The sequence below is a fragment of the Stenotrophomonas indicatrix genome, assembly GCF_002750975.1.
In the GTDB taxonomy this organism is placed as follows: domain Bacteria; phylum Pseudomonadota; class Gammaproteobacteria; order Xanthomonadales; family Xanthomonadaceae; genus Stenotrophomonas; species Stenotrophomonas indicatrix.
This window is the reverse complement of record NZ_PEJS01000001.1, coordinates 2,306,421-2,319,290: the sequence shown is the minus strand read 5'-3', so window position 1 is coordinate 2,319,290 and position 12,870 is coordinate 2,306,421. Positions and strand designations below refer to the sequence as shown.

At 64.5% G+C, this 12,870-nt stretch carries 11 protein-coding genes and 7 tRNA genes; 8 read left to right on the top strand and 10 right to left on the bottom strand.

Annotation, left to right across the window (positions count from 1 at the left end; all coding sequences use genetic code 11):
* Window positions 1-567 (bottom strand): GNAT family N-acetyltransferase, encoded by a 567-nt coding sequence (locus CR918_RS10735; RefSeq protein WP_099842838.1) that lies wholly within the window; start codon window positions 565-567, stop codon window positions 1-3.
* Window positions 568-648: 81 nt separating this feature from the next.
* Window positions 649-734 (bottom strand) — tRNA-Leu (locus CR918_RS10730).
* Window positions 735-872: 138 nt separating this feature from the next.
* Here CR918_RS10730 and CR918_RS10725 point away from each other — a divergent pair.
* A complete protein-coding gene (locus tag CR918_RS10725) occupies window positions 873-1,253 on the top strand; it encodes a response regulator (RefSeq protein WP_025879243.1) in 381 nt (126 codons plus the stop codon).
* 9 nt (window positions 1,254-1,262) lie between these two features.
* Here CR918_RS10725 and CR918_RS10720 read toward each other — a convergent pair whose 3' ends face one another.
* Entirely contained in the window at window positions 1,263-2,219 is a 957-nt protein-coding gene (locus CR918_RS10720; protein WP_165780897.1) for an SOS response-associated peptidase family protein, read from the bottom strand.
* A 78-nt stretch (window positions 2,220-2,297) separates the two neighbouring features.
* On the opposite strand from CR918_RS10720, the gene CR918_RS21050 reads away from it, so the two are divergent.
* Window positions 2,298-2,714, top strand: coding sequence for a GNAT family N-acetyltransferase (locus tag CR918_RS21050; RefSeq protein ID WP_025879241.1), 417 nt, complete (start codon window positions 2,298-2,300; stop codon window positions 2,712-2,714).
* Window positions 2,715-2,777: 63 nt separating this feature from the next.
* Here CR918_RS21050 and CR918_RS10715 read toward each other — a convergent pair.
* The 7 genes from CR918_RS10715 to CR918_RS10685 form a co-directional block, all read right to left on the bottom strand.
* Window positions 2,778-2,853: transfer RNA gene (locus CR918_RS10715), tRNA-Glu, on the bottom strand.
* Between the two features lie 49 nt (window positions 2,854-2,902).
* Window positions 2,903-2,978, bottom strand: a tRNA-Ala gene (locus CR918_RS10710).
* A 43-nt stretch (window positions 2,979-3,021) separates the two neighbouring features.
* Window positions 3,022-3,097, bottom strand: a tRNA-Glu gene (locus tag CR918_RS10705).
* Window positions 3,098-3,146: 49 nt separating this feature from the next.
* Window positions 3,147-3,222 (bottom strand) — tRNA-Ala (locus tag CR918_RS10700).
* Window positions 3,223-3,404: 182 nt separating this feature from the next.
* Window positions 3,405-3,480 (bottom strand) — tRNA-Glu (locus CR918_RS10695).
* 53 nt (window positions 3,481-3,533) lie between these two features.
* Window positions 3,534-3,609 (bottom strand) — tRNA-Ala (locus CR918_RS10690).
* A 143-nt stretch (window positions 3,610-3,752) separates the two neighbouring features.
* On the bottom strand, window positions 3,753-4,151 hold the full coding sequence (locus CR918_RS10685) for a MerR family transcriptional regulator (protein ID WP_099842834.1): 399 nt from the start codon (window positions 4,149-4,151) through the stop codon (window positions 3,753-3,755).
* A gap of 183 nt (window positions 4,152-4,334) precedes the next feature.
* Between CR918_RS10685 and CR918_RS10680 the strand changes: the two genes are divergently transcribed.
* The 6 genes from CR918_RS10680 to CR918_RS10655 all read left to right on the top strand — a co-directional run bounded on the left by CR918_RS10680 (window position 4,335) and on the right by CR918_RS10655 (window position 12,868).
* Window positions 4,335-5,402: a GlxA family transcriptional regulator gene (locus tag CR918_RS10680; RefSeq protein ID WP_099842832.1), complete on the top strand. Its 1,068-nt coding sequence runs from the start codon at window positions 4,335-4,337 to the stop codon at window positions 5,400-5,402.
* Window positions 5,403-5,487: 85 nt separating this feature from the next.
* Window positions 5,488-6,291 (top strand): TlpA family protein disulfide reductase, encoded by an 804-nt coding sequence (locus CR918_RS10675; RefSeq protein WP_099842830.1) that lies wholly within the window; start codon window positions 5,488-5,490, stop codon window positions 6,289-6,291.
* Window positions 6,292-6,321: 30 nt separating this feature from the next.
* Window positions 6,322-7,164, top strand: coding sequence for a thiol:disulfide interchange protein DsbG (gene dsbG / locus CR918_RS10670; RefSeq protein WP_032975238.1), 843 nt, complete (start codon window positions 6,322-6,324; stop codon window positions 7,162-7,164).
* Window positions 7,165-7,685: 521 nt separating this feature from the next.
* On the top strand, window positions 7,686-9,128 hold the full coding sequence (locus CR918_RS10665) for a DcaP family trimeric outer membrane transporter (RefSeq protein ID WP_099842828.1): 1,443 nt from the start codon (window positions 7,686-7,688) through the stop codon (window positions 9,126-9,128).
* A gap of 78 nt (window positions 9,129-9,206) precedes the next feature.
* Window positions 9,207-10,559 carry an arginine/agmatine antiporter gene (adiC, locus tag CR918_RS10660; protein WP_025879235.1) on the top strand — a complete coding sequence of 451 codons (1,353 nt, stop codon included), beginning with the start codon at window positions 9,207-9,209 and terminating at the stop codon, window positions 10,557-10,559.
* Window positions 10,560-10,579: 20 nt separating this feature from the next.
* Complete coding sequence (locus CR918_RS10655) at window positions 10,580-12,868, top strand: Orn/Lys/Arg family decarboxylase (RefSeq protein WP_099842826.1); 2,289 nt, start codon at window positions 10,580-10,582, stop codon at window positions 12,866-12,868.
* Window positions 12,869-12,870 lie beyond the last annotated feature (2 nt).

The following is a 12,870-nucleotide window of genomic DNA, read 5'->3' as shown; positions in this document are numbered from 1 at the left end:
CTATGGGGCGGCGCGGTCTTCGCCCTGGCCACAGTGCAGCCGCGGGTGAGTGTGCGCATACATCCAGAAATCGCGCGGCCGTCCACGGACATGGCGATAGGACTGCAGCAATCCCTCGCGTTGCATGCCTGCCCGTTCCAGTACGGCAATGGATCGCAGATTGCTGTCGAGCACGGTGGCCTGGATGCGCACGCAACCTAGTGCGGCCTGCGCCCAGGCGATGACCGCGCGCGCCGCCCCGGTCGCCAGCCCGCGTCCCTGGTGGGCTGGGGACAGATCGTAGGCCAGTTCCGCGCGGTGGTGCTTGATGTCGATGTCGTTGAGGCCGACGGTGCCCAGCAACTGATCGTCACTGTCGAGGATCGCCCAGCGGCGGCATCGTGTGTTGCGTGCATGGTCGACGATCTGCCGCTGCAGAGCCTCTACAGAGACATCGCCCCAGCTGGTGTGCTCGATCACGCCCGGCAGCGACAGGTAGTTCGACCAGGCGACCGCGTCTGGAAGGACCAGTTCGCGCAGGTGAGCCTGGAACGCTGGGGGAAGGGAGGGAGCGGAGTGCGATGCCATCGCTCCAGTGTCGGCGGCGTTGGTCGGGCAGGGCAAGACCGGAAACGACAAAGGCCAGGTCGTAGACCTGGCCTTCTATCGTGGTGCCGGTGAAAGGACTCGAACCTTCATGGGGTCACCCCCGGCTGATTTTGAGTCAGCTGCGTATACCATTCCGCCACACCGGCAGCAGCGGGCTAGTGTACCCGAGCCGGGCGGGCGTTCATAGAGGTGCGGGCGAACGGGGCCGAAATGGCTTCAAATTGTCGGTATCGGCCGACTGCTGGCTATACTGGCAACGCTTAACAGGCACGGAGCGATAGCCTATGTCAGCGTTGCAGGACCTGCGGGTGCTGGTAGTGGAGAACGACGAGATGAGTGCGGCGCTGCTGCAGATGCAGCTGGTGCATTCCGGTGCTCTGGTCGTTGGTCTTGCCGCGTCCGTTGCCGAGGCACTGCGCCTGCTGGAAGAAGCGAGCCCTGACGTGGCCCTGCTGGATTACCGGTTGGCCCACAACGAGACCAGTGAACCGGTCGCTGCGGCGCTGGCCGCGCGTGGCGTGCCGTTCGTGCTCGCCACCGGCATGACCGCCGAACAACTGCCGGTCGCGATGCGATCGGGGGTGCTGTTGATCAAGCCCTATCTGTCGGCGGAGCTGTCCAAGGCATTGGTCCGCGCAGTGGGGCGTTCCAGCGCCAACGCCTGATCCGACTGCTCAGGCGGCTTCTTCGTAGACATAACGGATCTCCTCGCGGTCGTCGAGGATGGCGTACTGCGCTGCCAGGTTGTCCGGGTCCGGGTTGAGCCAGGTGTCCAGATGCTCGGCGCGGATCGGCAGTACACCCCGGTCATGGCCGGCAGCGGCAACATCGATTGACGGTCCATCGGTGATGGTGGCGAACGACAGCAGGCGTCCTTCCGGGCCCTCCCATTCCGCCCACAGGCAGGCCAGCAACAAGTCGCGCGGCGGATCAGGGCGGAACTCCAGCACCACGTCCTGTTCCTTCTCGTCGTTGTGCAGGGTGCGGCCGGCAATGGCGTGGCGAGGGACGTGCTCGTAGAAGGCCTGTACCACCACCACGCCGTGGCGCAGTCCGAAGGCCCCGCGCCAATAGCCTTCCAGGCTGTCCCGCCGCGCATTGTAGGTGCCGGGGTAGAGGACATCGTTGCGCGCGGGCTTGTCCGGAAGCCGGCATTGATAGCGCATCGGCTTGATCACGCGCCGGCCATTCTCGCTGACTATCACCGGCGCGTAGGTGCCAGGAAAAATACGGTTGTCGCGTGGCAGCAGCTGTTCCCGATGCAGGTCGTCCAGTCGTGCCTGCGCGCGGTCGATGCGGTTGCCGGCAACGCGCAGGTCATTGCGCGCCTTCTGCGTGGGACGGACGGCCAGGGTTGCATTGGCGATGTCGCGACGCTCAAGCTGCCGCTCCAGCTCGGCCTGCAGCTGCTGCCGCTCCTGTGCATGCCATTGCTGGATCTTCGCCACGATGTCGCGGCCCAGTTCGGTGCGCGCACCGGCAAATCCGTCATCCATCGCTTTCGGCGTTTTCGGTCGTTTTTTGCCGGGATCATGCGCATAGAGTTCGGCGAACTCCTCCAGAGACAGGACGGCGCCGAACTCGCGCACCAGCTTGGCGTAGTCGGCGCGGATCAGGGCGGAATAGCACATTGGACTCTGCCGGAAGATGGGTCGCAGCGGCTGCGACGTGGATGCGGCAGGATAGCTCGACCTTCCAGGAGACGTTGCATGAATGATCCAGAGACGATCCAGTTCCGTCAGGCGGTGCCGACGGTCGAGGACTACTGCCAGCTGCGTGCGCTGGCCGGGCTCAGCGCAAAGACCCATGAGGCGGCGACGCGGGCATTGCCCAATACCGTTTTCGGTGTCTGTGCCTACCAGGGCAGCGAGCTGGTAGCGATGGGCCGGATCATCGGCGATGGTGGTTGCCACCTGCAGGTCTGCGATATCGCCGTGCTGCCGCGCCTGCAGGGGCAGGGTCTGGGCAAGGCGGTGATGCAGCGTCTGAGCGACTGGATGCAGGGCAACCTGCCGCCGTCGGCGTATGTGAGTCTGTTGGCCGATGGCGAGGCACATCGGCTGTATGCGCAGTTTGGCTTTGCGGCGACCGCGCCAGCCTCGATCGGCATGTATCGCCGGTTCTGAAACGCGGTCACCAGGGAATCGCAGGCAAAGAAAAACCCCGGCCGAAGCCGGGGTTTCAAAGATTGGCGTCCCCACGGGGATTCGAACCCCGGTCGCCACCGTGAAAGGGTGATGTCCTAGGCCTCTAGACGATGGGGACGCACGAAAAACTTCAAGTTGTAGAACTTTCGACGGCCTAATGCCGAAAGTGGTGGAGCCAAGCGGGATCGAACCGCTGACCTCCTGCATGCCATGCAGGCGCTCTCCCAGCTGAGCTATGGCCCCATGAAACCAGGATTCCTGCTGGGAGCAGGGTCCTCTTTGAAACTGGCGTCCCCACGGGGATTCGAACCCCGGTCGCCACCGTGAAAGGGTGATGTCCTAGGCCTCTAGACGATGGGGACGCACGAAAAACTTCAAGTTGTAGAACTCTCGACGGCCTAATGTCGAAAGTGGTGGAGCCAAGCGGGATCGAACCGCTGACCTCCTGCATGCCATGCAGGCGCTCTCCCAGCTGAGCTATGGCCCCGTGTTACCGAGCCGCCTATCATACCTGCCTGTTCACATTTGTGGAAGCTTTTTTTGAAGCTTTTTCATCGAATCGTTCATTGCCACAAGGGCAGGAGCGTTCCGACGCCACAACCTGAATGCCGGTGGGCGGTGAACAAAAAAGACCCGGTTATCGGCCGGGTCCTCGTTGTTCATGATGAGTGGCGTCCCCACGGGGATTCGAACCCCGGTCGCCACCGTGAAAGGGTGATGTCCTAGGCCTCTAGACGATGGGGACGCAGATCTCATCAATGTTCTTTGCGACCTTTCGACGGCCTAATGCCGAAAGTATGGTGGAGCCAAGCGGGATCGAACCGCTGACCTCCTGCATGCCATGCAGGCGCTCTCCCAGCTGAGCTATGGCCCCACGTCGCTGAGGAGCGAAATAATAGCCGTGCCCCCGGGGGGTTGGCAAGCGCTTTGTTGCACTTTTCTACACATGGCGCGCGATGGCGCGGAGGCGATTTCCGCCTGCCAGGCAGCACATGTGTCGACGCAGACGCCAGGCGCTCAGCGGTCTTCGCCGGTCAGCGCGGCCAGGATCGGGCACTGGTCGAGCGCGCCATGTCCGGGGCAGGCCTCGACCAGTTGCGAGAGGGCGCCATGCATGCGCTGCAGTTCGGCCATCCGCAACTCGATGTCCTGCAGTCGAATCCGCGCGGTGTCACGCACGCTGCCCATGTCCTGCGGAGGATGATCGCTGAGGGAAAGCAGTTCACCGATCTCGTCGAGGCTGAAGCCCAGAGTCTTTGCCCGGCGGATGAAGCGCAGGCGTCGCAGATCCTGCTCGCCGAAGATGCGATAGCCACCTGCCGTACGTGCCGCGGTGGGCAGAAGCTGCTGACGTTCGTAATAGCGGACGGTGTCGATGGGGACGCCGGCCTGGCGTGCCAACTGACCAATGTTCACGGCGGACTCCTCTGGACCTGCCGTGCATAGTCATCCCTGGACTCTGGTCAAGAGTCAAGGCTTTGCCTGCGTCGCCCATTCAGCACACTTTGCAACTTTCTTCATAGCCCCCGGGGCAAAGCAGTTCCTACCCTCAACCTGAACCGGCCGCTCGACGGCCTGAACCGGAAGAGGAGGTGGGGAGTGGAGGGAATCAGCAACGAAGGATTCGTCGAGGTTGCGGTGGTTGAATACCCCGGAGGCGACCCGTCGGCTGCATCGGTGCTTGCCGAAATGGCGCACGTCGCCAATCGTCTGGCGCAGCAGCAGCGACGGCCCTGCAAGCGGGTGCTCGTCACCCGCTGGATTGTGCCTGCCAGCAATACCGGCGTGCATCGCATTGCCGGTGCCGAAATGCTGGACGCGGCAATTCCCGCAGTGATCGCCTTGCCGGGCCAGGTCAGTTCCGGTGCGTCGCTGCGCGCCGAGGATGTCCTGCTGGACTGGTTGCGGGCCCACTACGACGGCGGCAGCCTGCTGGCCGCCGCAGGTGACGGGGTCAGTGTGCTGGCACGGGCGGGTCTGTTGAGGGGGCGCACGGTGTCAGGCCCTGACCTCAACCGCCATCCGGCGCTGCAGGTGCAGGTCGGCAGCTGGGCACCCAGTGAGCGTGCACTCGTCGATGATGGCGATCTGCTCACCGTGGGCGGGGCCCAGGCCTGGCGCTTCCTCGGTCTGCGCCTGCTGTACCGGCTGCACGGCCAAGGCGTGGCCAGCGCGGTGGCACAGCAGTTGGGGATAGTGGTGCCAGTGGGGATCCAGCAGGATCTCGAGCGATTCAGTGCCAACTTCGCCCATGGTGACCGTGACGTGCTGAAGGCGCAGCGCTGGCTGCATACCACGGCTGCACGTGGGGCGACGCTGGGGGCAATCTGTGAGATCTCCGGCCTGGAACCGCGGACCCTGCAACGCCGTTTCCTGAAGGCGACCGGGCTGCGGCCCATCGAGTACTGCCAGCGACTGCGCGTGGCCAAGGCGCAGACGTTGCTGCAGCAGGGCGCCAGCATCGACGAAGTTGCATGGGGGGTGGGCTACGCTGATCAGAGCGCATTCCGCCGGCTGTTCCTGCGCATCGTCGGCATGACGCCCGCCAACTATCGTCGCCACGTCAGCAATAAACGCCGCGACCGTCCGCTGACGCCTGCCGTGGCCGGCAGTCTGCGGGGGCTGCGCGCCTCGCCGGGCACGCAGCTGGGGCGCAACGCCGCTTGATGAACGCTGTTGGATGCGTCGTGCTTGCATCGCAGGCACGACGCTTTGACCATGCGGGTCTATGCAGGCGAGAGCAGGTGAGCTGATGTCGAGTGTTGGGCCGGTGCCGATGCCGGTGGTGTTGATCCTGATCTTCCTGTTGCTGGCGATGGCCATTGCGCGGTTCTGGTCGCGTGCTGAGCCTGGCCAGGCTCGGCCACCTGCAGCCGGGATGGTGCTGGACATGCTGCTGGTTGGCCTGCTGTGTGGCCGGCTGTCCTTTGTTGCCGCGCATTTCAGCCTTTATCGTGAAGCTCCCTGGAGCGTGCTGCAGATTGCCGATGGTGGGTATCACCTGCCCGCTGTGATCGGCGCTGGATTTGCCTGGGCGCTGTGGCGACTGCGCAGGCATCGCGCGTTGAGGGCGCCGGTGCTGGCAGGTGCGCTGACCGGACTGCTGCTGTGGGGCGGTGCAAGCCAGGGGCTCGCGTACTGGCAGGCAAAGCAGATGCCGCTGCCGACACTGCAGGTGGTCGACCTGCAGGGCAGGGCGATCGACCTGCAGCAGTTTCACGGCAGGCCGCTCGTGCTGAACCTGTGGGCCAGCTGGTGCGGCCCGTGTCGCCGGGAGATGCCGGTACTGGCGAAGGCCCAGCAGAAGCATGCCGATATCCAGTTCGTCTTCCTCAACCAGGGCGAGACCCTTGCCGAGGTCCAGACCTTTCTAGCCGCTGAACACCTCTCGCTGGGCAACGTCCTGCTGGATGAGTCATCGGCTGCCTCTACCTCGCTGGACGTCCGGGCTTTCCCCTCCACGCTCTTCTTCGACGCGCAGGGGCGGTTGCAGGAACTGCATCTCGGCGAACTGACCCAGGCCGGTCTTGAACACAAACTGCGCCGGCTGCGGTAGCCTGCGCTGGCATCCCACTACGGAGTTTCCATGTTGTCGATTTCCCCGCGCATCGCGCATACGCTGATGCTGCCGGCCATGCTGGCGCTGGCTGCCTGCAGCCAGGCACAGACCCCGCCGGGCAAGGGTGCCGCTGCACCGGCAACGGCTTCGGCAACGGCAGCCGCCAGGAAGGGTGAGTTGCCAGCTGTCCTGAAGGGCATCGAGAAGCATGGCTTCGAGGTGGTCTCCGAGTTCGACGCGCCGGGCGGGCTGCGCGGCTTTGCCGGCATGGTTGGTGGCCAGCAGCCGGCGGCGGCTTACGTGACCGCCGATGGCAAGCATGTGCTGGTGGGTAGCCTGTTCGACGCCGAGGGCAACGAAGTTGCAGCCGAGACGCTGGAGAAGCTGGTTGCCGCGCCGATGTCGGCCAAGATGTGGAGCAAGCTGGAGGCCAGTGCCTGGGTACGCGATGGCAAGGCCGATGCGCCGCGCGTGGTGTACACCTTCAGTGATGCCAACTGTCCTTACTGCCACAAGTTCTGGGAGGCGGCACGGCCCTGGGTGGACGCAGGAAAGGTGCAGTTGCGCCACATCATGGTCGGCGTGATCCGCGAAGACAGTCCGGCCAAGGCGGCGGCGATCATGGCCGCGCGCGATCCCAGTGCGGCACTGCTGGAGAACGAGCATCAGTTCGATCGCGGTGGCATCAAGCCGCTGCCCAGCATCAGCCGGGACATCGCAGCCAAACTGGATGCCAACCAGGTGCTGATGGTGGAGATGGGCTTCCAGGGTACGCCCGGCATCCTGTTCCAGGATGCGCAGGGCCAGGTGCAGCGACGTGCCGGCCTTCCGCAGGGCAACGATCTGCAGGCGGTACTCGGCCCACGCTGAGGCCCCCGGGCTGCTGAACCGAGTGACAGGCCCACATGGCGACATGTGGGGCCTGTTGCTTTCTGCGACAGTCCCGGCGAAGAGGGCTGCGCACGTCACGAACAGATGTCACGTCTGAATCGTGACTGACATCAAGCATTTCGCTTTGATCCCAATCAAGGCCAAAAGCGACAGTCGAACTAGCCTTGGCGCATGGAATACAGCGTCACTGCGCTATGGATGCCGCACACGTCATGCCCTCGAGAGGGCGTGCGCGCAATGCCATTCACGACATTCTCACCCAGCGCTTGTTACCCAGACCCCTGCGGTCGCCACCCCTTCGGCAGCGCTGCCGCAGTGGAAGCGACTCCGGCGCTGTCCGGGCAGGTGGGGCAATGTCATCGCCCTGTTGCCTGCATCGCGCAGGCTGGCGACGGTCGTCGACGCAGTACCCGCATTTCCAGCAACGGCTCGTTGAGGTCGGGGCGGCGCTCGCGCGCTGCTCGGCCGCGCGGCGGAAGTTCCAGTCCGGGGAGGATGCAATGCGCTTGGCGGTACTGAGTATGGGGTGCCTGACGGCGATGGCAGCGATGCCGTTGCACGCACAGGATGATGCGCAGGCATTGCGTCGGGAGATCGACGCGATGCGGCAGACGCTGCAGGGCATGCAGCAGCGTCTGGACCAGCTTGAACGACGCGAAGAGCGTGCGGCTGCGGCTCCCGTTGTACTGCCGACGCCGACGCCCACTGCATCGCAGGCGACCACGACGGTGTCAACCGCCAGCGGGATCCTGCACCCGACCCAGGTTCCCGGCGTGTCGCCGACCGTGCTGCCACAGCGTGAGTCGGTGGCCGATCCGTCAACGGCGGCCTCGCGCCCGGACAGCGCCGCCGGCCCGACCGATCCGGACCTGAAAGGCTTCTTCGCCATTCCCGGCACCGACACCGTGATCCGCATCGGTGGCTATGCCAAGCTCGATGCGATTGCGGATTCGCGCGGCGCCGGGGACGAGGATCAGTTCATTCCCTCGTCGATGCCGGTGGGCGGCAGCCATCGCGATGTTTCGAACTTCAACATCCACGCCAAGCAGACGCGTTTCAGTTTCGAGGCGCGGCGGCCGACCACCCATGGCAACCTGCGCTTCTATCTGGAGAATGACTTCTTCGGCAGCAGCGATGGCTATCAGTTTCGCCTGCGCCATGCCTATGGCCAGCTTGGCAACACGTATGCGGGTTACGGGTATTCCAGCTTCATGGACCCGGACAGCCTGCCCGACACGCTGGATTTTGCTGGACCCGGCGGCGCCGGTTACCTGCTGGTGGCCGGCATCCATCACAGCTTTGCACTGGGCAACGGCAACACCCTGACCCTGGCCGCCGAAGACCCGGACACCGAGCTGGCCGGCGCCAGCGATGCGATGGCGGCGGTCAATCGATTGCCGGATGTGAGTGCCATCGCGCGCATGGAGCGTGACTGGGGCCACCTGCAACTGGGCGTCGTGGCGCGCAATCTGGCCTACGACGGCGATGCCCGCCGTGGCCGTGTCTTTGCCGGTGGCGCGCAGCTCAGTGGCTCGGCCTCGGTGGGGGAGCGCGATCTGTTGCTGTTCGGCGCGCTGGGCGGCCGCGGCCTGAGCCGCTATACCGCCGATCTCACCGGTTCCGGTCTTGACGCCGTGGTAGGTGCCGATGGACGCATCGATGCGCTGGACCTGCACGGTGGCTTCTTCGGCTATACCCACTACTGGTCTGATCTGTGGCGCTCGAACCTGATCTACGGTCAGCTGACACTCGAGCGCAATGCGGCGCTGCCGAGTGATGCATTCCGGCAAAGCCGATATGGCGTGTTCAACCTGATCTGGAGCCCGGCACCGTCGTGGACGATGGGCATGGAACTGCTGTACGGCCGCCTGCAGCAGCAGAGCGGAGCACGCGGCGACACGGTCCGGGTGCAGGGCAGCCTGCAATACAACTTCATCAAGTAAGCGCCAGCGGCAGCACACCAGCGTAGCCATTCCCCACGCCCGGGTTCACCGGGCCCATGCCAGGTACAGGAGATTGTCATGGCAGAAGCAAAGAAAATCGGGGTGGTCGGAGCCACCTTCCTCGTCGCCGGCAACATGATGGGCTCAGGGGTGTTCCTGCTGCCCTCCAGCCTGGCCAAGATCGGTACCGCCTCGATATGGGGGTGGCTGATCACCACGGCCGGTGCGCTGCTGCTGGCCTTCGTGTTCGCCAAACTCGGCAAGCTGGCGCCCAAAGCGGGTGGCCCGTATGCGTATGCACGCGATTGGTTCGGTCCCTACATGGGCTTCCAGACCAACACCATCTACTGGTTCGCCAACTGGATCGGCAACGTTGCCATTCCCATCGCGGCGGTGGGCTACTTCAGCTACTTCTTCCCGATCCTGTCCGAGCCGCTGGTGCGCTGCATCGCGGTGCTGATCCTGGTGTGGGCGTTGAGCTTTGCCAACATGATCGGACCGGCGTTCGTCAGCCGCGTGCAGACGGTCACCACCAGCTTCGCGCTGGTGCCGATCCTGGGTATCGCCATCTTCGGCTGGTTCTTCTTCGATGCCGACATCTTCAAGGGGGCCTACAACGTCTCCGGCGAGTCGAACTTCGGTGCGATCTCCAGTGCTGCGGCACTGACCCTGTGGGCCTTCATCGGCGTCGAGTCGGCCTCGGTCACGGCCGGTGTGGTCGAAAACCCGGAGAAGAACGTGGCCCGCGCCACCCTGGCCGGTGTGTTCCTGGCCGCCATCGCCTACATCGCCAGCTCGTCGGTGATCATGGGTATGGTGCCCAACGGCGAGCTGCAGGTGTCTGACGCGCCGTTCGCACTGGCGGCGGCCAAGGCCGTCGGGGGCTGGGGTGGTGCGCTGGTCAGCCTGTGCGCCTTCATCGGCGCCGCAGGTTCGCTGGGCGGCTGGATCCTGCTGACCGCGCAGAGCGCCAAGGCGGCCTCCGATGATGGCCTGTTCCCGAGCATCTTCAGCAAGACCAACAAGGACGACGTGCCGGTCAAGGGCGTGCTGATCGTGGCCGTGCTGATGACCCTGGCGGTGCTGGTGACCTCCACCTCAAAGACGGCCTCGGCTCAGTTTGACGTGATCACTTCGGCGGCGGTCGTGCTGACGCTGCTGCCGTACATCTATTCGTGCGTGGCCTGCTACTTCGTGGTGGAGCGGTCGCACACGCTGGTGCACACCGGTGCGTTCTGGACCCTGACCAGCCTGACGGTCGTGTACTGCCTGTGGGCGATCTACGGCTCGTCGGGAACGATCGTGCAGTACGCCTTCCTGTTCGTGCTGTTCATCACCGTGTTCTATCCCTTCTTCAGCGAGGAGCGTCGCCAGCAGCGGCAGCGTTCCCGCGAGGCGGCGGCAATTTCGTCCGGCGCCCAGCGTTCCTGAGTTAGACAAGGAGAATCAACGTGTATTTCAAGTCCCTGGATTATCCGGTCATCGTCATCGACGGTGACTACGACTCGCCGCGCATCGGCGGCATCCTCATCCGTGCGCTGGTGGAAGAGCTGCGCAGCAATGACCAGCGCGTGCTGTGCGGCCTGAACCTGGACGATGCCCGTGCCGGCGCCCGTACCTATGTGGCCGCTTCGGCGGTGCTGATCTCGATCGACGGCAGCGAGGAGGTCGATGGCGAGTTCCAGCGCCTGACCGCCTTCCTGCGCGAGCAGAGTGCGCGCCGGGCCAACCTGCCGGTGTTCCTGTATGGCGAGCGCCGTACCATCGAGAAGGTGCCGAGCAAGCTGCTCAAGTACATCCACGGCTTCATCTTCCTGTTCGAAGACACCAAGAGCTTCATCTCGCGTCAGGTGATGCGTGCGGCCGAAGACTACATGCAGAACCTGCTGCCGCCGTTCTTCAAGGCGCTGATCCACCACGCGGCCGAGTCGAACTATTCCTGGCATACGCCGGGCCATGCCGGCGGCGTGGCGTTCACCAAGTCACCGGTCGGGCGCGCCTTCCACCAGTTCTATGGTGAGAACACGCTGCGCAGCGATCTGTCGATTTCGGTGCCGGAGCTGGGCTCGCTGCTGGATCACACCGGCCCGATCAAGGAGGCCGAGGACGAGGCCGCGCGCAACTTCGGCGCCGACCACACCTTCTTCGTCACCAACGGTACGTCGACGGCCAACAAGATCGTGTGGCATGGCACCGTGGCCCGCGGCGACGTGGTGTTCGTCGACCGCAACTGCCACAAGTCGCTGCTGCATTCGCTGATCATGACCGGCGCGGTGCCGGTGTACTTCACGCCCAGCCGCAATGCGCACGGCATCATCGGTCCGATCAGCCTGGACCAGTTCACCCCGGAAGCCCTGCAGCAGAGCATCGCGGCCAATCCGCTGGCCAGCCAGGCCTACCAGGCCGGTTCCAAGCCGCGTATCGCGGTGGTGACCAACTCGACCTACGACGGCCTGTGCTACAACGCCGAGAAAATCGCCGAGGAGATCGGCAGCGCGGTCGACTTCCTGCATTTCGATGAGGCCTGGTACGCCTATGCCGCGTTCCATCCGTTCTACGAGAACCACTACGGCATGGCCAAGGGCAAGCCGCGCGAGCAGGACGCGATCATCTTCACCACCCATTCCACGCACAAGCTGTTGGCCGCGTTCTCGCAGGCCTCGATGATCCACGTGCGCAATTCGGCCAGCCGCGACCTGGACGCCGAACGCTTCAACGAATCGTTCATGATGCATACCTCGACCAGCCCGCATTACGGCGTGATCGCGGCGTGTGATGTTGCCTCGAAGATGATGGAAGGGGATGCGGGGCGTTCGCTGGTGCAGGAAATGCATGACGAGGCGATCGCCTTCCGCCGGGCGATGCTGCACGTACGCGACGATCTGGGCCGCGATGACTGGTGGTTCAGCGTGTGGCAACCGACAAAGGTCGAGCGCAGCCTGGACAAGGGCGATACACCGGCGCCGCTGATCGCCAAGCGCGAGGAGTGGTACCTGCAGCCCGATGCGCACTGGCATGGGTTCGAGAACCTGGTCGATGACTATGTGCTGATCGATCCGATCAAGGTGACCCTGTTGACGCCGGGGCTGTCGATGGACGGCAGCATAGGCAAGCTGGGCATCCCGGCTGCGGTGCTGAGCAAGTTCCTGTGGGGCCGCGGCATCACCGTGGAGAAGACCAACCTGTATTCGGTGCTGTTCCTGTTCTCGATGGGCATCACCAAGGGCAAGTGGAGCACGCTGGTTACCGAGCTGATGGCGTTCAAGGAGCTGTACGACCGCAACGCGCCGCTGACCCAGGCGCTGCCGTCGCTGGCCGCCGACTATCCCCATGCCTATGCCGGCTGGGGCCTGCGTGACCTGTGCGACGCATTGCATGCGTTCAACCAGGAGTTCGCCGTGGCCAAGGTGATGCGTGAGATGTACGTGGACCTGCCGACGCCGGTGATGACCCCGGCCGATGCCTACAACCACCTGGTGAAGGGCGAGATCGAGCGGGTCGACATCGAGCAGATCAGCGGCCGCATCGCTGCGACGATGCTGGTGCCGTATCCGCCGGGCATCCCGACGATCATGCCGGGCGAGCGCTTCGGCGACCGCGACGAACCGATCATCCAGTCGCTGCGCATCGCCCGCGAGCAGAACGCACGCTTCCCGGGCTTCGAGTCGGACGTCCATGGCCTTATCATCGAGCGCGATGGCGACGTGCCGTCCTACAAGGTGGAGGTGCTGAAGGCCTGAGC